The organism is Nostoc sp. NOS(2021) (assembly GCF_017115025.1).
In the GTDB taxonomy this organism is placed as follows: Bacteria; Cyanobacteriota; Cyanobacteriia; order Cyanobacteriales; family Nostocaceae; genus Nostoc.
Genome location: NZ_JABXKM010000311.1, coordinates 32,303 through 51,513 on the forward strand (window position 1 = coordinate 32,303; position 19,211 = coordinate 51,513).

Consider the following 19,211-nt stretch of genomic DNA (forward strand, 5'->3'; position numbering starts at 1 on the left):
CACGCTCAAACTCTAGGTTTAAATATCCTAGTACGCTTGAGAAGATAGACTCTGGAGGAATTCAATAACTTGGGCTGCGTTGATTGGTGCTGTGGCACGGTCAGAAGGTTTAAGCATTGCCGCAAGGATATTGGGTTTTAAAGTCCGTCGTTGATCCAAGAATCTCAGTGTCTTTAGACCTGAGAGTGCCAATGCAGCAGTTCCTTTGAAGATCAGTTAGTGAAGGCTAAATGGCGGCTCGAATTAAAATGACTTCATTACTTCCTCGAAACCTCAGCGTTGTTATCCGACCAGTCCAATACCGGGATCTGGACGGGATTGAGCGCATAACTCAAGAGTCATTCGCAGCCCTCACTCCGAAGGGAGCAGGTTTTGCCATCAGCCAGATGCAAAGGCTGCGTCGCTGGTATGGATTACTCAAATTTTTGAGTTGGTTTCCTAACCCGCTACAGTATCGCCTCTGTGCCTACGTTGCAGAGCAAGGGCGGATACTTTTAGGAATGATTCAAGTGTCACCGTTTAACCGAACACGCAGCACTTGGCGGATTGATCAAGTGCTGTTGGAGCGTGGTGTCGATAAACAAGGAATTGGCTCGCAACTTTTGCGTCATTGCTTTGAATCGATTTTGGAAGCTCGCACTTGGCTACTGGAAGTTAACATCAATGACATAGAGGCGCTGGCACTATATCGACAAAATGGATTCCAGCGTCTGGCAGAAATGACGTACTGGGAAATTGGGCCAGAATTACTGGTTGAATTGGCACAAGCAGAGCCAGATTTGCCCAACCTCTTGCCAGTAAGTAATGCTGATGCCCAGTTACTATATCAGCTTGATACGGCATCGATGCCACCTTTGGTACGTCAGGTTTTTGACCGTAACACCCGCGACTTTAAAACCAGTTTGTTCGGCGCTTTAACTGATGCAGTGAAGCAATGGCTGACCAAAACAGAAGTAGTCAGTGGTTACGTATTTGAACCCCAACGCAAAGCTGCGATCGGCTATTTTCAGGTGCAACTTGACCGTAATGGTGAAGTCCCCCACGCTGCAACGTTGACGGTTCATCCTGCTTACACCTGGCTATATCCAGAATTACTATCTCAGCTGGCTCGCATTGCCCAAGATTTTCCCCAGCAAGGGTTACAACTAGCTTCCTCAGACTATCAGGCAGAGCGAGAAGAGTATTTGGAACGAATTGGAGCAAAACGCATAGAACATACATTAGTTATGTCTCGCTCTGTGTGGCACAAGCTACGGGAGTCTAAATTCGTCTCCTTAGAAGGAATCCAGTGGACTGACATGCTGCAAGGTTTACAACCGACTCGTAAACCTATACCAGGTGGGATGTCATGGATACAACCACCAAAGCTGCAATCGTCAGAGAAACCACTGCAAAGCTTGTCAGAACCGATTAACTTTTCGGCAAAAAACCCTAGCATAGAAGCATCGCCGATTCCTGAATCAGCAGATGTACAGCAGGAGAATTAGTGTGATATCCCAAGAGCAAGCAAAACCGTTTATTTCAGCGTTGGGATTGGATTTCGGTCGCAAGCGGATTGGTGTGGCTGGGTGCGATCGCACGGGTTTAATTGCCACGGGGATCACCACAATTGAGCGCACATCTTTTGAGCAGGATGTCGAGCAAATCCGACAAATAGTTAATGAACGCGAGGTGCAAGTTCTAGTTATGGGCTTACCTTATTCAATGGATGGCTCACTAGGATTTCAGGCACGTCAAGTTCAGAAATTTACTATAAGACTTGCTAGAGCACTGAAACTGCCTGTGGAATATATGGATGAGCGATTAACTTCATTTCAAGCAGAGCAACTGCTGATAGCTGAGAACCGCTCCCCGTCACGCCATAAAGGTTTGATTGACCGCAAGGCAGCCGCTTTGATTTTACAACAATGGCTGGATGTTAAGCGTGCCAACTCCCGCAGTTCAGTGGCGGCTATTGAGTACTGATACCTTTTAACATGATATTCTGAAAACGATTAGCCAGCAGTTGTATCTATGTCTAAAGCTATTTGCTTGGCATAATATGTCATTAAATAGTTAAGCGATTTCCCAACTTGCTGGTATTTATTAAATTTCTACATTTCGGCTATGTTTTCCTCTCCATTTCCTGAAGAAAATGATAACGCTCATGCGGGTTCCATCACTTTGACCGATGACAAAGGGCGATCGCTCGAATGTTACATAGAGCATTCCCTGGAGGTAGATGGACAAGAATACGTTTTGCTTCTTCCTGTAGACTCACCTGTAGAAATTTTTTCTTGGGAAGGTGACGGTGAGGAAGAAGAAGCGGTTCTGGTAGAAGATGACACCACGATTGAGCAAATTTTTGCTAATGCTCAAGCTGTACTATCTGAGCAAAACCTGATATTGAAGAACACAGCCTATGCTCTGACAGTTGCAGGTGATTTACCGCCAGTTGAAGAATCAGAACTCTTCACCTTAGAAATTGAAGACGAAGAGGCTGATTTAGAGCCAGAGCAATTACAGCTACTCGCTAGCTTCTATGATGAAGATCAGGAGTATGCAATTTATACACCCCTCGATCCCCTGTTGTTTTTTGCACGGATAGCGAAAACAGGTGAACCTGAATTACTCTCGCCAGAGGAGTTTCGCAAAGTGCAACCTCTGTTAGAGGAACATCTTTTTAATGAAGTAGAATAAGATTAAAAATTCAAAATGAAAATCTAACATTTTGAATTTTTTAATTGGGAATTTTTCATTGTAATCAAAATCTACTTAAACCTTTTACCATGTCCCTTTAAATGTGGAAGCGATGAAACATTGACACTAAATTGGGACTATTAGTATTGTTTAAAATCCTGGAAAAAGCATTTTTGTAGGGATTTTCAATTCAAAATCTAAAATCTGTCTTGAAAAGTTTGCTCAACGGGGGGAACCCCCGCACGCAACTTTTGTCTCCGACACGCTACGCGAACGCAAAATCCAAAATTGGTATGAGGTGCTGAAAATGGCTTATAGCGATTTTACATTAAGTAAATTTAAAAAGTCATTCAGCATCCGCATTGATGAAGAAACTGATTTATGTGCCAATATAGAACCTTTACAGGCAAGTGAGAAACTCAAAAATTCTTTAGAAGAAACTACAGAACTGGCTTTAGCAATTAATACTGAAAAAGCTCGTTCAGAAATGATTATCACTCCGATATTGTTGGAGGTAAGACGCAGGGCTAATTATCCAATTAGTTTATTTTCGGGAACAGATTTTAACGTAGATGCAGAAAACGGTCTGAATGGCTATTGTGATTTTATCATCAGTCGTTCTAAAGAGCAACTAACAATTAATGTGCCAGTGGTGGTTATTATTGAAGCAAAAAATGAAAATATTAAAGGTGGATTAGGTCAATGTGCGGCGGCAATGTTGGCAGCACAATTATTTAATCAACAAGAAGGAAATGAAATTAGAAAAATTTCCGGCGCGGTAACAACAGGGGATATTTGGAAGTTTTTGAAGTTAGAAGAAAACGATATATTTATTGATTTGAGTAATTATTACATCAAAGAGATAGATAAGATTTTAGGGATTTTATCTCAAAGTGTTCAGGGAGATATCCCAGAATGGAGTTCGACTAACTAAACTATATTGGGTTATGCTCATTTGTCTGAGCTATTTAAATTTGACTGTTGACTATGACCTGGAACAATCTTTTACAGCCTGACTTGATTTTAGAAGGTTCAGTGTTGAACCTAACACCAGATATTATCCAAAAATACGGGCTGAAGGGGCTGGTATTGGATGTAGATGAAACCTTAGTACCCTTTAGAATCGGGGTGGCTTCCCCAGAACTACAACATTGGGTGGAGCAAATTCGCACCTGTACTGCATTGTGCTTGGTGAGTAACAACCTCAGTGAAGCGCGAATTGGTGGAATTGCGCGATCGCTCAATCTACCTTACTACTTAGGTGCAGCCAAGCCCTCCCGACGCAAAATTAGGGCAGCACTTAGGGGAATGGATCTACCAGTGCATCAAGTAGGGATGGTAGGCGATCGCTTGTTTACCGATGTTTTAGCAGGTAATCGCCTGGGGATGTTTACCATTTTAGTCGAGCCGATTGTTCATGCCGACGCAGCCCTGCGCTCTCATCCCGTCCGCAACTTTGAAGTCTGGATATCTGAAATTCTGGGAGCCTCTATTACCCCCAAGAAAAAGAAGATTCACAAAAGTTGAGAAATCGTCAGGAAAGTAAATCTAAAGAAATAATTAAGGAATCTTTATCTGATTCAAAAATCGGGGATCATAAGTATTAATAATATGGGATCAGCCAAAAAAGATCCTAACTCATACTAAGTAAATATACACCCGTAAAGCGTCAGCCTTCACTATAGAGGGATTGGCGCTTTACAATTTTGGATTTTAGATTTTGGATTTTGGATTGAATCTAATGTGGGTAGATTTAAAGCCTAAAAGGTTGTTTCCATTGGCTTTAGTCTGTTCATCTGGCGCGTTTTAGGGTAGGGGTCTAAAAAACTTATGCAAGATGTCTAATCTGAAATCTATAGCAGGGGACTGGGGACTGGGTTGAAAGTCTGTTTGTATATAGGTTTTATCATCAGTTAATGTCCTAACCTTCTTGTCCGTTGCTATAAAATCTAAAATCTAAAATCTAAAATCTAAAATTGAAAAATGTCACTAACAATTGTTGTCAAAATCGGTACTTCTAGCCTAACCCAACCAGAAACGGGACAATTAGCACTTTCTACGATCGCTACCTTGGCGGAAACACTCTGCTATTTAAGACGCCAAGGACATCGGGTGATTTTGGTTTCCTCTGGCGCTGTGGGGGTGGGTTGTGCGCGGTTGGGCTTAACTGAACGTCCGAAGGCGATCGCACTCAAACAGGCTGTAGCAGCAGTTGGGCAAGGCAGGTTAATTCGTATATACGATGATTTATTTACTACTCTGCAACAGGCGATCGCTCAAGTATTATTGACTCGCAGTGACTTAGTACAGCGCAGCCGCTATCTCAACGTCTACAACACCTTTCAGGAACTACTCAGACTGGGAGTGATTCCCATAGTCAATGAAAATGATACCGTAGCAATAGACGAACTAAAATTTGGCGACAATGACACCCTTTCGGCATTGGTTGCCAGTCTAGTAGAAGCAGATTGGCTATTTTTGCTCACCGATGTTGATCGGCTGTACTCAGCTGATCCGCGTTCCGTACCAGATGCCCGGCCGATCGCTTTAGTTAGTAGCATTAAGGAATTAACAGAATTACAAATACAAACAGGTTCCCAAGGTTCTCAGTGGGGTACTGGCGGTATGGTGACAAAAATTTCGGCTGCGAGGATTGCGATCGCTGCGGGAGTGCGTACCGTAATTACCCAAGGGCGATTTCCCCGGAATATCGAAAAAATTATCCAAGGTGAACTGATTGGAACGCATTTTGAACCGCAACCGGAACCAACTTCGGCGCGTAAACGTTGGATAGCTTACGGACTTGTGCCTGCGGGTAAATTGTATTTAGATGAAGGTGCGATCGCGGCAATTTCTCTAGCGGGAAAATCATTATTAGCTGCTGGAATTAAGCTAGTAGATGGAGAGTTTGACACACAGGATGCTGTGCAATTGTGTGACACCAACGGTAACGAAATTGCCAGAGGACTTGTGAATTACAACAGCAATGAACTGCAAAAGATTTGTGGGCATCATTCGCGGGAAATTCCGACAATTTTAGGTTATGCCGGTGTAGAAACCGTGATTCATCGAGATAACTTGGTTTTGACTTAGGATGGAAATGAGATAAATTTCGTGACTACTAACTGGGAGAGTAAAAAATATTATGACTCAAACCTTAGAAAATGCTGTTAACTTCCCAGAAGAACAACACTTCTTCAAACGTGGATTAAGTTGGGAAAAGTTTAAAGCAATTCAAGCTAGCTTTGAAAATGTACCGGGAGTGCGGTTGTTTTATTGTGAGGGAATTTTAGAAATTGTGAGTATTGGTAAACCTCATGAGGTGATTAAGTGTTTAATTGCTGGACTATTGATTACTTATATTGAAGTCAAAGGCATTGAATTTTTTCCCAGTGGCAGTTTTAGCCAGATTATTCCCAAAATAGTAGAATATCAAGCAGATTTATCTTATTGCTTTGGAACGGACAAACCTGTAGCAGACTTGTGTATTGAAGTAGTGATTACTAGCGGTAGTCCCATCAAGCTACAGAAGTACAAATTAATGGGAGTCCCCGAAGTTTGGTTTTGGGAAGATGGCACATTTGAAGTTTACTGCTTACGAGAACAAGAATATGAGAAAGTTGTTAAAAGTGAGTTGCTAGCAGAATTAGATTTATCCCTGCTCAATCGTTGTCTTTTGTTATCGTCTCCCTTGGAAGCAATTAGAGAGTTTCGCCAGGGCATTCAGCAGTAAAAGGAGTCAGGAGAGTTTCATCCATAAAGGGATGGAGTTTTTAATTAGCAATAATTTTTTTCTTAACTTAATTTTTACCGTAAGACTCATAATTAAAGAAAGCAACAATTGAATCTACTAAAAGATGGCTAATCAAAAGCTGACATCATGTTGGTAGAGTTGAAGTTAGAGTTCATAATCTGATTCATGCAATAAGTCTAATGGTGTGACAACAAAGAAGGCAGTTGGTACATGGAGTAAAAGACACGCGCTCCACATACCTCAAGTAGAGTAGCCTGACTTTGCTCGGTGTAACCTAAAACTCTCATACCAGCGGCAACACCTGCACGTACACCCAAAACGCTATCTTCTACAACCGTACAGGATGCAGCTTGAACTTCCATCTTTTTAGCCGCGTATAAGAATAAGTCAGGTGCTGGCTTCCAACTTCCAATTTGATATGAGCTAAAGATACGTCCTTCAAATCGAGGCAGTAGGTTAGTTACACGCAAAGCTAACTTAATTTTTTCCGGTGGGCCACTGGAAGCAACGCAAATAGGTAGATTAATCTTGTCTAAAGCTGCTTCTATTCCTTCTACAGGAAGTAGTTCACGCTCGAATGCTTCAGCGGTACGGATACGAAGCTGAGTTACAAAATCTTGCGGCATCTTTTTCCCAAGTCTTTGCTCAATGACAGCAACACAATCGGCCATTTTGCAACCCTTAAATAACAAAATTGCTTCTTCAAGCTTGATTGCAAGTCCAAACTCAGCGACGAATTCCACAAGAACGCGATTCCCTAATACCTCGCTGTCTACCAATACTCCATCACAGTCAAAAATAACTAATTCTGTTTGCACTTATACGTTCCACGCGTCACTCATTTACAAATTCGGGATTTGTGATCAAAGCGATCGCCACACCGCCCCACAATGGCGCATCATCACCCAAAATCGCCGGCACAATTTCAAAATCAACTTCTGGTAAAGCTGTCTCCCGCGCCACCCGTTGCAGCACCTGCCAAAAATCCTCTCCCGCCTTCGTCACACCACCTCCCAACACAAAGCGCTGCGGATTCATCAAGTTCGCCACATTGCCAATACCCACACCCAGCGCCCAAGCAGCCTTGTGCAAAACTTCCTTAGCCAAATCATCACCAGCCGCCGCCGCTTCACTTACCAACTGCCCCGTCAGTAACATTAAATTATCCCCCACTAAACCCCTCAAAACCTCTCCATCTCTGAGTCCTCCGCGCCTCTGTGGTACCCTCCGGGAAGCCGCTAGGGCGTCTACGTTCTCCAAAATTTCCCTAACATTTTGCGCCATATAAGGCCCCGACGCCAAACGTTCCACACATCCCCGCTTACCACATAAACAAACTGGCCCAGCAGGATCTACAACGATATGTCCAATTTCGCCAGCCATCCCACCAGCACCCCGCCAAGGCTGCCCGTTGAGTATCCAACCACCACCCACGCCAGTGCTAACAGTTATGTAAAACAGGCTATCGTATCCCTGACCGGCACCAAAACGATGTTCACCCAAAGCAGCAACATTAGCATCATTGTCTACACCAACAGGAATACCAAACTCATCCTCCAACAACCCTTTGAGGGGAATGTTTTCCCATCCGGCGACATGATGAGATAGTCGCACCGTCCCTGTAAAAGCGTCTACAGGCCCCCCAAAGCTGACACCGATCGCAGCAGGTTTTGCGTCTTCTAGCAGCGAGTAAATGAGCGATCGCATAATTTCCAAGTCAGTGCTAGCATCTGCATTAGCTGGTGAGAGGCGGCGTTCATAACGCAACCACTTTCTCGAACCGATATTTACCAATGCTGCCGCCAGCTTAGTTCCGCCAAAATCGAGAGCTAAAATTAATGTCATTCACTCACCTTTTATTACACCATCACACAAAGTAGTTTCTTTCTTCAGAAAGATGTTTGCGCTCAAGATACATTTAACACTAGAAAAAACTACACTATTATTTAGCAACTCATGACTACTGAGCAACCCAATCCACTCATTGATTTCTCTCACGCCAAAGAACCTCCTCGCTCTCTTGATATCGATAAAGCTCAAGAGGCAGATCCCATTGAACCAGACGAAGTTAGTGGACAGAGTAAGCAAAACCCTACTCCTGATGATTTGAATCGCGAAGATGAAGATCCCAGAATCGGGGGTAGTCAAATAATTAGTGGGAATATTTCAGCTGGTTAAATAATTGGCATGACTAAGTTACTCACCTTTTTGTGAGTTAAGTACTCCATCAATAAACTGTTGTAATCGTTCATAATGTGAACCTTTCCAATAAATGCGCTCGCAGTCTTGGCAACGCTGGAATTGCTCAATCTGCGTAGCTTGCCGCCGTAGGCATCGCACATTTTCTGGCAGTTGATCAATGATCGATTGCTTATCTACAGGTTCTAATAATCCATTGCAGCGCAAACACCGTTGAAATGGTAAGACTAATTTAAACAAGTCGAAGCGTTGTAGTACTTCTATGATTTGTTGTTGAGGGTTAGTGTTTCTAACATAATACCCGTGCTTTACCAAACTACGCATCAATAGACCTTTATCACGAGTCAAGAGAATCCGCGCTTGGCTGTAGGATATTTGGGCTAATTTCTCATCCTCGTAGTCATTGCGGTATAAAGTATCAAAACCTAAAAGTCGTAGAGATGTCGCCAGCTTGCCCAAATGAATATCTAAAACAAAGCGGATAATACTGAGCGGTTTTGGCAGAACAGAAACGCTTGGTATAATAACACTCCTAGCTGAAATTGGATAAACATTGATAGTATCTCCATCCGAAACAATGTAAGAAAAATTTACATATTCACCATTAACATTTATAAAATCAACTTCTGGATGAGGGACACCCAACGACTCAATCATGTCCTTAATTGAGGCTTTATCCTCAAAAAAATGAGAGATTCTCACCTGCTTATGATGCCGTGGTAAAAAATTATTCAATTCTGCATGAAAATAGAAATATGCGATCGCCATAGCTACAGATATTTGGATTAGTAAGTGCGCCCTTACTAGCAACAATTTGTCACAATTGCAAAATTTTATCTATTATATTGAAAGTATCAATGCTTGTTTTAGTCAGCTATCTCCATTATAAAATGCCCGTTAACCTTGATTTAACCAACCTCCTGGAGGCTAAAAATTGTAAAGAAATTATAAAGATTATCAAATACTTGCATTTATTATTGACTTCAGCTACAGTCAAAGCAGATGCCTATCATCAAACCCTGACAAGAGCTTCAGGAAGTTAGATGAGGTAAAGGGCTAAATACCAGGTTTGTTGATGTTAGTGATGCTACTAATAATTAGTCACTAGTTTTGATCATTAACTTATCGCGCATGGAGTAAGGGGCAGTAAAGCATTTACCCCTGATTTAATTATTTTTATTTTTCTCAGCTAATTGAGAAATATTCGCAATATATCTGAATCTACAGATACATTAAAAGCAGATAGTGTGGAAAAAGTCTTAAAACAGTATTGGCTTGCCAAAGCAGCAACTGTTTATCAAGTAATATATTTGATTTTGCCAAAAAAACCAACTTCAGAAAAACCGAGTTTCAGCAAGTGAAAATTTATGAAATACCAGATAACTATAAAACTAGATACAAAATTAACGCCGCTACTACGGAAAAATATCTCTTGACACTGTTTATCTCTATTGTGGAGAATTTATTAATGGGGAAGAGGTTGATTAGAAATGATGTTATAAAATGGCTACTTAGTTGGAACTGGCAAATACATATTGTTCTTTTTTATCTCCTTAAGTTAAGGATATTGTAGCTAAGAACACAATTGTAGTTTCTAATACCTTTTGTCCATAAAATACGCTAATGAGTATAGCTAGATGAATACTGTTTTTTGTTCTGACCATTCACGGCAAGCAGGAGAAGATATTATTGGTAATGCCACCAATTACCAAACCTATATTTTAGTTGAGTGTCCTCTACCTTGGACATCAGAAGCCTTCAATTCCAAGTGGGTGCCCCAGAATTTGAGGATTTTGGTAGAAGAAGTGAAGCGTGCGAAACTACCAATTAGATTCCTCTTAATTGCTAATGATATATCACACAAAGTAAACTACACTACACTTTTGATTTATCAAAGAAAAGAGGGGCTGAGTAATGGTTTCTGCAAGCAAGAGTTTAAGCTAAAAAATATTGAGCAAGTAGCAGCAGTTGTCCAAAAATGGTTATGGGGTATCAATTCTAATTCTGAGTTAGAAACTAGTACAACTAGAGATATTTTAGTGTGTACCCACGGTAGCCATGATAAGTGCTGTGCCAGATATGGCGCTCCCTTTTACTTCAAGTTAACAGCAACTATTGCTGATTTGTGCTTGGACAATGTGCGAATTTGGAAATCATCGCACTTTGGTGGACATCGGTTTGCACCAACAGTTATAGACTTGCCAGAAGGAAGATATTACGGTGTTCTCGATCAAGATTCATTCAGATCGATTTTGACCCGGACTGGCGATATTCAATGCTTAAATAAAGTCTATCGAGGCTGGGGAATTCTGCCTGCTGCACTTCAGATTTTGGAAAGAGAACTAATCCTCCAGAACGGATGGGATTGGTTTAACTACAAAGTTGCAGGCAAAATTTTGGAGCAAAGTTTAGACAATAATACTATTCTCGCTGAACTAAGTTTTGAAAAGCCTTCTGGTTCTTTCTACACTTACCAGGCTAAACTTCTGAAAGATGAAACCAAGACTCAACAACTGAAGAGTTCATGCAATGCTACACAAGAGTTGGTAGTAACTAAATATGCTGTAGGTAGTCTCTGGCTCACCTCTAATAAGGTAATGAGTTATAGTACATAATAACTGTAGTGTTTTTAAACGCAAAGGGATGCAAAGTAACTCAGAGTCTTGCCAAATTTAGTTCACTATGAATTAATTAAATGTTGTACTAAATACAACATTGCATAAATTCTTAACAAAATCTCTGCGCCCCTCTGCGCTTAAATTCCAAATTCCCAATCCCGAATCGAGATTAAGGCATATTTAAGACTTTCCGTAAGAGTATTTGGTCTTCTAATTTGGCTTTTAAACGACCATTTTCGATATCTCGAATCCAGCTTTGACTTTTACCTGTAAGCTTTGCTAACTCCCTTTGGGAGAGATTCAAATTTTTTCGCGCCTGCAAAATCTGTTCACCCAGCAAATCGTTTGTAGCTTTGGGCTTCCTTTTGGCTTTAGCAGTTCTTGTTTTCTTTTTTTCCGATTCTGAAATTTGCTGTTCCCATTCTGGTGGGAGTTCAAAAGCCAAAATCCGTGCATTCATTAGCAGATTCCACTTACCACGGGGGCCTGTATCTGTGAGGCGAGTTTCGGCACCACCGTCATTAGTCCAAAATTCCAATGCTTCATCTGGATCTTCGGGAAGATCAACTAATTTCGCCCACAAAGGTTGAATTTCTGGTGGGTAGGTAACTGGATCGAAAAGTGGTTTCATTCCATAGTGATTGAGAATTTCCAAATCGCTTTCAAAAGTTCGCAGCAGACGTTTGCGTTCTTCCCGTTGTCTGGATGCAAGGGCAACTTTTTCTTCACCGTAAGCAATACGCAGCAAGGTAGGAATGGTAATGCGTTGTTCCTTGCCCATTTTGGTTTTAAACAGCAACCACAGCATTAGTCGGACTGCACCTTCATGTTGCTGCCAAATGCTCATGACTGTGGTTAGCAGCGTTTTGGGGAGACTGCCGTATTGATAGAATGCGGTTCGCTCTTTACACGCTTGTTTGTTTAAAAAATATTGTGCCCAAATGCCTGCTTTCACCTTAAAAGTTAGCCCAATCAGATATTTGCATCCAAGATTATCTTCTTGAAAGTGGTGCTGAATATCTACTAAGTGCCATAAGCGGCTTCCTACAACAGAGAATCCGTTAATTCGACCTTGTTGGGGCCAGTCAATGGAGATAATCAGAGAGCAAGCTTGCTGAACGATATTTTTCATTAAAGCTAGCTTGGCAGCTTTGCTCAAATCTTTGCGTTTTTCCATCCCCAAATATTTCTCGATTTGTCGTTCATCGATCGCAAATTCTTGCTCCCAAGGTTGATCTAAAGCTGTGGCATAAGCTGCAAAAATCAGATGTATGCAAGCGGCTCTGATGTCAAGCCCCTCAATTGCGGCTAAATCTGTGGCCTTGTCGTTCACTTTGAATGGATCTTGGATGTGAAAAGCGATCGCACCTCGTCCTTGATTGACTTGTCGGCTGTAACTTATGTAGCCTTCTTCATCGGTTTCCCAATGTAGGGATGTGCGTTGTGCTAATACATTACAAGCTTCCCAAATTGCGATCGCTGAAGCAAATGGGTTATTCTTGCCGTTAGAAAACAAGTCTAAGCTGGTAGCATCTCTCGGCTCAACTTTGCATCTCCCCTTTTTCGCCTGCGAGGGAATAGGAGAATTAGTTGGACAAGCTATTACACATTGCGGTTCTGAATAATAGCCCTCACAATTATTACAAAGACCAGGATCAACCCAGTATTCATTGTCCTCTATTTTGATTGCACCCGTAGGACATTGGGGGCGGCAGTTGTCACATCCAACGCAACTGTTGTTAGGAATTGTATAAGGCATTTGGCTCTTTTCCCACTCTAATCGTTGAGATGTCTGTCTCAGGTCTCCCCTGGATGAGTCCTGTTTATTCATGACTCGCTACCACATTATCTTTCTGGCGAGAATCATCTTTTCTCACCACACTCACTCCCCACATCCATATTTTGACTTCGCATCCAATTGGAAGATATTTAAGGCTTTAAAACTGAGCCTAAGAAAACTTCTTATTAACTATACATTTCATTAAAAAAATGATTAATTTGTTCGTCCTGAGCTTAGAAAAAAATCTTAACATTTCTTTTATTAGGTACTTAATGAACATTTAAGCTTTGACCATAAAACCTTACTTAAGGTGTTTTTAATAAAAAATTCAGCCTATTCCAATTGGACTGCATCTGATTTATTAATAATTTTAATATTTAATGTAGGGTAATATTCTGCCATGAAGTTTACAGTTCCTTCATAAATTAATTATCTTTGGGGAGGTAAACCATAATATTTATTTTGTCACCATTTCTCTAAATATTTGAATCAAATAAATTGAAACCTGTTGCTTGATAAAATACATATTGCATATATCAAATTGTAACTAATGAACATCTAATTTTGTATATACATATACTGTTTATCTAGATTTATTTGCTTAAATCTAAATATATTTGAAAAAGAATATCATCACTGTTATAGATATAGTTGCATTTGCTGGAAATAATAGTTAAATCGGCGGTTAGAAACCGTATCTACACGAGGCTTTACCCACCAAGGTAGGTTTCAAGCCCTCAATTTTTCCTTCTCTCGTTCCTATGCAGAGCATGGGAATGGCTGATTAGGGGCTGCTGCCTCCAGTCAGATATTGAGTCAGAGACTCGATGAATGCGTTCCTATGCTCTACATAGGAACGAGGAAAACATATTATTGGTAATAATTTTCATCTATTGTTTGAAATAAAAAATAATTTAGCATTGTGTTCAAAGTCATCGAAATTTTATGAGGCAAAAGTAATTTTTGAATAACAAAGAAATAAAAGATTAGGATAATATGATGATTAATGCACAAACAGATTGACAGGCAAAATTGCTGAGGATTTATTCATGGCACAACTAACAGGCTTGACATTTGGCGGTAAGACTTGGACACCAAAATTTGCTCAGGAAATCGATAAGGATAAATGTATCGGCTGTGGCAGATGCGTTAAAGTATGCGGGTACAATGTGCTAGGTTTGAAGGCACTCAATGAAGAAGGTGAATTTGTAGAAGATGAAGATGATGAAGAAGTTGAACGGAAAGTAATGGCAGTTACTTCTCCAGATAACTGTATTGGTTGTGAAGCGTGTTCACGGATTTGTCCCAAGAACTGCTACACCCATGTTGCATTAAACAATTAAGATTTTTGGAGTTAGTCAAAATTGTTGTTCATTCAAGGAGGCACTGTTTGTATAAAGCGCAAATGCGCTAGGCAAGGTAACTTGAGGGGAATCTTAAATATTTACCTGAACTCAGAAAAAGTTCACGGTAAACAAATCCGTAAATCGCAAAATGTTAGCTATTAACAAATTTAAACTTGCTGCTAATATAGCCTAATCAATATTAGGTCTAACAACAGTGCTATTTCATTCTCATCTAGCCCGCCTCAGAATGAATTCTGAGTCTAATAGCGAAAGTCGTCTAAAGACGACTGAGAAAAGATTATAGTCCGTTTTAACGGACTTTAGCTATTAGCCCGGAACTTTAGTTCTGGGCGGTTTATGTCTAGAACTAAATAGCTCTGAGTCTAACAGTGTCCCTTGGAACAACTAGCTTTTGTGAAAGCAGGGGGCTAACTTTGTCATAGGAGTTGAAATATAATTTGTAATTTTCTGGGGGAAAGATATGGAAAAAATCTGGAAGTTTCCCCCATTTTTTATGGCTGCACGTTAGAAAGTTAATAAGTGAAAAGGGAATCGGGAATGGGGAATGGGGACTAGGGATTGGGGACTGAGAAAAAACTTTCCTAATACCCAATTCCCAAAATCCAGAAAATCACACCTTAAAAGACGGTTTACAGAGCAGGTAGCATGTATGCAACAAGTTCCTGTTTCACTATGGACTCTGGTTGCTGGGATAGTAGTTACAGCAATCAGCATTTGGATTGGTCAAAACCACACTCTCATGCCGGTGCAAGCATCGCAACAAGCGCCTTTGGTAGACGGTTTTTTCAACGTCATGTTTACCATTGCGATCGCACTCTTCTTAGTGGTAGAAGGAACAATTGTGCTTTTTTTGATTCAGTTTCGTCACCGTCCGGGTGACGAAACCGATGGCGTGCGAGTGGAAGGCAACGTTCCCTTAGAAATCTTTTGGACAGCAATTCCAACAGTGATTGTCCTCCTCTTGGGCATCTACAGTGTAGATGTTTTTAACCGAATGGGAGGCTTTGAGCCTGCGGGTCATCCTCATTCAGCAGATCATGTTGCTCAGATGCCGGGAAGCGCTCTTGCAGCGACATTAAGCGATACTTCCCAAGCAACAACTGCCCCAAGAATTGCCCCAACAATTGGCATCGGTGCGTCTCCTCAAACCCTAAACAAACCAGCCGACTTAGTTGTTGATGTCAAAGGGATTCAGTACGCCTGGATATTTAATTACCCCGATAGTGGCATTACTTCTGGGGAATTGCACATACCCGTTGGTGCTGATGTGCAACTCAACCTTTCAGCACAAGATGTAATTCACTCATTCTGGGTGCCAAACTTCCGCCTGAAACAAGATGCACTTCCCGGTATCCCTACCGAACTACGATTTGTCGCCACCAAACCAGGTACATATCCCGTAGTTTGTGCTGAGTTATGCGGTGGTTATCACGGTTCAATGCGGACACAGGTAATTGTCCACACAGCAGAAGAATATAATAGCTGGCGGACAGAAAACCAGATTGCTCTACAGCAAAACCTCAATCAAGTCGTTGCAGTTAATCCAGCCGACTTATCAACATCAGAGTTTCTCGCGCCCCACACCCATGATATGGGAATTAGTGCAGCAACTTTAGAGTCATTGGTCATTAGTCATTAGTCATTGGTCATTAGTCATTGGTCATTGGTAATATTATGTCCGCTCAATTAACCATTATTAAGAGGAACCCCACCCCCAACCCCTCCCCGCAAGCGAGGAGGGGAGCAAAAGCGCAACTTTGGCTCTTTGGGGTGCTTTTACTATGGGCGACATTATATAACTGACAAATGACAAAGGACAAAAGACAAAGGACAAATGACAAATGACAAACGACATAGACGCCCGGAGGGCGGCTTCCCGTAGGGTAGGACAAAAATATGACGCAGGTAGAATTTCCCCGGAATACTCCACCAGAAGAAAATAAACCGAAAACTCTGGTGGCTGGGCACACCTCCCATCCGCAGGCGTGGAAATGGCAGGACTATTTTACATTTAATGTTGACCACAAGGTTATTGGTATTCAATACCTGGTGACGGCGTTTGTGTTCTATCTCATTGGTGGACTGATGGCTGTTGCTCTGCGTGTCGAATTAGCAACACCAGATGCAGACTTCCTAGACCCCAATGTGTATAACGCTTTCATGACCAATCACGGGACGATCATGATCTTCCTGTGGATTGTCCCTAGCGCCATTGGGGGATTTGGTAATTATTTGGTGCCGTTGATGGTTGGTGCAAGGGATATGGCTTTCCCGAAGCTGAATGCGATCGCCTTTTGGTTAAATCCACCAGCCGGTGCGCTCATATTAGGTAGTTTCATTTTTGGCGGTTCGCAATCTGGTTGGACAGCTTACCCACCATTGAGTTTGGTGACAGCACCAATCGCTCAAACTATGTGGATACTGGCCATCGTCTTGGTAGGAACTTCTTCAATTTTGGGTTCACTGAACTTTGTGATCACCATTTTGATGATGAAGGTTCCTAGCATGAAATGGGATCAAGTGCCCCTGTTTTGCTGGGCAATCTTGGCAACCTCCCTGCTAGCACTTTTCTCCACACCTGTATTAGCAGCCGGTTTAATACTGCTGTTGTTTGACCTCAACTTTGGCACCTCCTTCTTTAAACCAGATGCAGGCGGTAACGTTGTCATTTATCAACACTTGTTCTGGTTTTATTCTCACCCGGCAGTATATTTAATGATTCTGCCCATCTTCGGCATCATGTCGGAGGTAATTCCAGTTCACTCGCGCAAGCCGATCTTTGGTTATAAAGCGATCGCTTATTCCAGTGTAGCAATCTGCGTTGTCGGTTTGTTCGTTTGGGTACACCACATGTTTACCAGTGGCACACCCGGTTGGATGCGGATGTTCTTCACTATCTCTACGCTCATAGTTGCAGTTCCCACTGGCGTAAAGATTTTTGCCTGGGTTGCTACCCTCTGGGGTGGTAAAATCCGCTTCACCACTGCGATGCTTTTCGCCATCGGCTTGTTGTCGATGTTTGTCATGGGCGGCTTAAGCGGTGTGACGATGGGAACAGCCCCCTTTGATGTTCACGTCCACGACACATATTATGTTGTCGGACATTTTCATTACGTTCTGTTTGGCGGTTCTGTGTTTGGCATTTACGCCGGCATTTATCACTGGTTCCCCAAAATGACCGGACGAATGCTGAATGAAACCTGGGGACGTGTCCATTTTGCCCTTACCTTCATCGGCACAAATCTGACATTTTTACCCATGCACGAGTTGGGTTTGAAAGGAATGCCGCGACGAGTGGCAATGTATGACCCGCAATTTATCGACCTCAATCAGATTTGTACCTTTGGTTCATTTGTTTTGGGAATATCGGTAATTCCTTTTGCCATCAACATGATCTACAGTTGGCTGAAGGGGCCTTTGGCAGGTGATAATCCTTGGCAAGCTTTGACTTTAGAATGGACAACTAGCTCACCACCTGCAATTGAAAACTGGGAAGTGTTGCCGGTTGTCACTCATGGCCCTTATGACTACGGTCATGGTCATAGTACTGAAATACAGCCATCTGCAACGCCGGAAGCTACTGCTTAGTTAGTAGAGTGAGTACCGCTATCCCTGTTAAGGTGACTGCAATTTCTAGTCATTTGATTTGAGAACTCGGAAGGCCAAGCTTGGAACTCGGAAGGCCAAGCTTGGAACTCGGAAGGCCAAGCTCAGAACACGAAAGGCCAAGCTCAGAACACGAAAGGCCAAGCTCAGAACATGAAAGGACAAGCTCAGAACACGAAAGGCCAAGCTCAGAACACGAAAGGCCAAGCTTAGAACACGAAAGGACAAGCTTAGAACACGAAAGGCCAAGCTCAGAACTCGGAACTTGAGCTTCTGAACTTGAAACTGGGAATTTTTAGAATTCCTGAACAAGTGAGGATTGGGGTTACAGCTATTTTCAGGTAAATAGACCACGCAGTAGGGGCACAGCACTGCTGTGCCCCTACGACAGATGTGGTTCAAATACATGAAAACTGCTGGAAATAAAGATTTTGGATGAGGAATGAAAATTTTGCCGCTTTACACTTCATTCTTTATTCAAGCTTCCACAAGAGACGTAGCAGTAATATTCTCAATAAATCTATGACTATAGCTACAACGACAAGCGAAGATCACAGTGCGGGACACGAAGAACATCCAGATTTAAGAGTTTGGGGACTGTTGACATTCCTCGCCTCTGAATCCCTGATGTTTGGAGGATTTTTTGCCACTTATTTGTTTTTCCGAGGTACTACAGCGGTTTGGCCTCCAGAAGGAAGTGAAGTAGAATTACTTGTGCCGACGATTAACACCATTATTCTGGTGTCTAGTAGTTTCGTGATTCACTTCGGAGATACGGCGATTAAAAAGAATGATGTCAAGGGAATGCAACTGTGGTATGCAATTACTGCAATCATGGGTGCAATTTTCTTGGGTGGTCAGGTTTATGAGTACTCAACATTAGGATACGGGCTGACTACCAACGTCTTCGCCAACTGCTTTTATATCATGACAGGGTTCCACGGTTTGCACGTTTTTATCGGACTGTTATTGATATTACGTGTATTGTGGCGATCGCGTCTTGCCGGCGAATATTCTGCAACCAATCATACTTTCATCGAAATGGCAGAAATTTACTGGCACTTCGTAGACATTATTTGGATTGTTTTATTTACCTTAGTGTACGTTCTCACTTTGTTTTAAATTGGGCATGGGGCATGGGGCATTGGGCATTGGAAAAAACTTCTCTTTGTCTTCCTCATCCCCCTCATCCCCCTTATCCCCACTTC

At 42.0% G+C, this 19,211-nt stretch carries 18 protein-coding genes; 14 read left to right on the top strand and 4 right to left on the bottom strand.

Annotated features, from left to right (window positions below; all coding sequences use genetic code 11):
• Positions 1–230 precede the first annotated feature (230 nt).
• The 7 genes from HWQ41_RS30330 (at position 231) to HWQ41_RS30360 (ending at position 6,412) form a co-directional block, all read left to right on the top strand.
• The gene (locus tag HWQ41_RS30330; protein ID WP_292771284.1) at positions 231–1,487 is read left to right on the top strand and encodes a GNAT family N-acetyltransferase; all 1,257 of its coding nucleotides are present in this window, start codon (positions 231–233) and stop codon (positions 1,485–1,487) included.
• Positions 1,468–1,965 carry a Holliday junction resolvase RuvX gene (gene ruvX / locus HWQ41_RS30335; RefSeq protein ID WP_292771288.1) on the top strand — a complete coding sequence of 166 codons (498 nt, stop codon included), beginning with the start codon at positions 1,468–1,470 and terminating at the stop codon, positions 1,963–1,965. The genes HWQ41_RS30330 and ruvX overlap by 20 nt, the downstream gene beginning before the upstream one ends.
• A 141-nt stretch (positions 1,966–2,106) precedes the next feature.
• Positions 2,107–2,679: a DUF3727 domain-containing protein gene (locus HWQ41_RS30340; RefSeq protein ID WP_292771291.1), complete on the top strand. Its 573-nt coding sequence runs from the start codon at positions 2,107–2,109 to the stop codon at positions 2,677–2,679.
• A gap of 307 nt (positions 2,680–2,986) precedes the next feature.
• Complete coding sequence (locus tag HWQ41_RS30345) at positions 2,987–3,613, top strand: hypothetical protein (RefSeq protein ID WP_292771293.1); 627 nt, start codon at positions 2,987–2,989, stop codon at positions 3,611–3,613.
• A 53-nt stretch (positions 3,614–3,666) separates the two neighbouring features.
• Complete coding sequence (locus HWQ41_RS30350; protein WP_292771295.1) at positions 3,667–4,206, top strand: YqeG family HAD IIIA-type phosphatase; 540 nt, start codon at positions 3,667–3,669, stop codon at positions 4,204–4,206.
• Positions 4,207–4,662: 456 nt separating this feature from the next.
• Positions 4,663–5,772, top strand: a complete 1,110-nt coding sequence (gene proB / locus HWQ41_RS30355; RefSeq protein ID WP_292771297.1) for a glutamate 5-kinase — start codon at positions 4,663–4,665, stop codon at positions 5,770–5,772.
• Positions 5,773–5,824: 52 nt separating this feature from the next.
• Positions 5,825–6,412 carry a Uma2 family endonuclease gene (locus HWQ41_RS30360; protein WP_292771299.1) on the top strand — a complete coding sequence of 196 codons (588 nt, stop codon included), beginning with the start codon at positions 5,825–5,827 and terminating at the stop codon, positions 6,410–6,412.
• A 197-nt stretch (positions 6,413–6,609) separates the two neighbouring features.
• Here HWQ41_RS30360 and HWQ41_RS30365 read toward each other — a convergent pair whose 3' ends face one another.
• Both HWQ41_RS30365 and HWQ41_RS30370 read right to left on the bottom strand, forming a co-directional pair.
• On the bottom strand, positions 6,610–7,251 hold the full coding sequence (locus tag HWQ41_RS30365) for an HAD family hydrolase (RefSeq protein ID WP_292771301.1): 642 nt from the start codon (positions 7,249–7,251) through the stop codon (positions 6,610–6,612).
• A gap of 16 nt (positions 7,252–7,267) precedes the next feature.
• Positions 7,268–8,278, bottom strand: coding sequence for an ROK family protein (locus HWQ41_RS30370; RefSeq protein WP_292771303.1), 1,011 nt, complete (start codon positions 8,276–8,278; stop codon positions 7,268–7,270).
• A 111-nt stretch (positions 8,279–8,389) separates the two neighbouring features.
• On the opposite strand from HWQ41_RS30370, the gene HWQ41_RS30375 reads away from it, so the two are divergent.
• Positions 8,390–8,611 (top strand): hypothetical protein, encoded by a 222-nt coding sequence (locus HWQ41_RS30375; RefSeq protein WP_292771306.1) that lies wholly within the window; start codon positions 8,390–8,392, stop codon positions 8,609–8,611.
• An 18-nt stretch (positions 8,612–8,629) separates the two neighbouring features.
• Here HWQ41_RS30375 and HWQ41_RS30380 read toward each other — a convergent pair whose 3' ends face one another.
• A complete protein-coding gene (locus HWQ41_RS30380) occupies positions 8,630–9,400 on the bottom strand; it encodes a Mut7-C RNAse domain-containing protein (protein WP_292771309.1) in 771 nt (256 codons plus the stop codon).
• A gap of 425 nt (positions 9,401–9,825) precedes the next feature.
• On the opposite strand from HWQ41_RS30380, the gene HWQ41_RS30385 reads away from it, so the two are divergent.
• Positions 9,826–9,993, top strand: coding sequence for a hypothetical protein (locus HWQ41_RS30385; RefSeq protein ID WP_292771311.1), 168 nt, complete (start codon positions 9,826–9,828; stop codon positions 9,991–9,993).
• Between the two features lie 276 nt (positions 9,994–10,269).
• On the top strand, positions 10,270–11,247 hold the full coding sequence (locus tag HWQ41_RS30390; RefSeq protein ID WP_292771314.1) for a sucrase ferredoxin: 978 nt from the start codon (positions 10,270–10,272) through the stop codon (positions 11,245–11,247).
• Between the two features lie 172 nt (positions 11,248–11,419).
• On the opposite strand, the gene HWQ41_RS30395 is transcribed toward HWQ41_RS30390, so the two are convergent.
• Positions 11,420–13,009, bottom strand: a complete 1,590-nt coding sequence (locus HWQ41_RS30395; protein ID WP_292771317.1) for a helix-turn-helix domain-containing protein — start codon at positions 13,007–13,009, stop codon at positions 11,420–11,422.
• Positions 13,010–14,079: 1,070 nt separating this feature from the next.
• On the opposite strand from HWQ41_RS30395, the gene fdxB reads away from it, so the two are divergent.
• The 4 genes from fdxB to HWQ41_RS30415 all read left to right on the top strand — a co-directional run bounded on the left by fdxB (position 14,080) and on the right by HWQ41_RS30415 (position 19,125).
• Complete coding sequence (gene fdxB, locus HWQ41_RS30400) at positions 14,080–14,373, top strand: ferredoxin III, nif-specific (RefSeq protein ID WP_292771319.1); 294 nt, start codon at positions 14,080–14,082, stop codon at positions 14,371–14,373.
• Between the two features lie 673 nt (positions 14,374–15,046).
• Entirely contained in the window at positions 15,047–16,036 is a 990-nt protein-coding gene (locus HWQ41_RS30405) for a cytochrome c oxidase subunit II (protein WP_292771322.1), read from the top strand.
• Positions 16,037–16,293: 257 nt separating this feature from the next.
• Positions 16,294–17,985 (top strand): cytochrome c oxidase subunit I, encoded by a 1,692-nt coding sequence (ctaD, locus tag HWQ41_RS30410; protein WP_292771325.1) that lies wholly within the window; start codon positions 16,294–16,296, stop codon positions 17,983–17,985.
• A 540-nt stretch (positions 17,986–18,525) separates the two neighbouring features.
• Positions 18,526–19,125, top strand: coding sequence for a heme-copper oxidase subunit III (locus HWQ41_RS30415; RefSeq protein ID WP_292771327.1), 600 nt, complete (start codon positions 18,526–18,528; stop codon positions 19,123–19,125).
• The last annotated feature ends 86 nt before the right edge of the window (positions 19,126–19,211 follow it).